Raw genomic sequence first — 861 nt, 5'->3', positions numbered from 1 at the left:
CCAAATCTGTCGGAAGTTGATACTATTGAAAAGCAGCTTAAAATAGCTTTGATGAAAGCTGGAATTTCTCCAGATGAAGATTACAAAATTTACAGGTTTACCGCCAAGAGATATTATTGAACTATAATATAGGGGTGATTTGATGAAACCAGCTATATATTTTAACGAGCTGGATGATGATGTTTTACAATGTATGCTCTGCCCCAATAGATGTGTTATTAAACCTGGGCAGGTAGGTATATGTAAAGCCAGAAAGAATATCAAAGGTATGATGTATTCTCTGAATTATGGTGAACTTACATCGATCGCGATGGACCCTATTGAGAAGAAGCCTCTGTACCATTATTATCCTGGTTCAGAAATACTTTCGGTCGGCTCTTGGGGCTGCAATTTGCAATGCGACTTCTGCCAAAATTGGGAAATTTCAAAGCAAAGGCCCAAGACCATAAATCGTGTTATTCCAGATCAGTTAATTGAGATCGCAAAAAGTCGTGAATCTTTTGGCCTTGCCTTTACATACAATGAACCCACGGTTTTTTTTGAATTTATTCTCGATACCGCCAGGAATGCTATACGAGAAGGCATCGAAATTGTATTGGTAACCAATGGTTATATCGAGGAAGAACCTCTTGGCTTATTAGTGCAGTCAGTTAATGCTATGAATATTGACCTTAAAGGCTGGAACCCGGAGTTATATAGAAAACTTGGCGGCGAGAAAAAATACGTTATGAAAACTATCGAAAAAGCGCTGGAAGCGGGTATCCATGTTGAACTCACAACATTAGTTATTCCCGGCGAAAATGACTCAACTGAAGACATGGCTGAAGAAGTCAGGTGGATTTCATCACTCTCACCTGATGT

General features: G+C 39.1%; 1 protein-coding gene and 1 pseudogene. Both read left to right on the top strand.

Features of this window, described 5'->3' with window-relative positions; genetic code table 11:
• A pseudogene (locus AC3LHT_RS03460) lies at positions 1 to 120 on the top strand (AMMECR1 domain-containing protein); the annotation flags it as partial.
• A 22-nt stretch (positions 121 to 142) separates the two neighbouring features.
• On the top strand, positions 143 to 861 hold a 719-nt coding region (gene amrS / locus AC3LHT_RS03455), incomplete at its 3' end, for an AmmeMemoRadiSam system radical SAM enzyme (RefSeq protein WP_488661991.1).

The sequence above is a fragment of the Kosmotoga sp. genome, from assembly GCF_982836095.1.
This window is presented reverse-complemented; position numbering and strand designations above follow the sequence as displayed.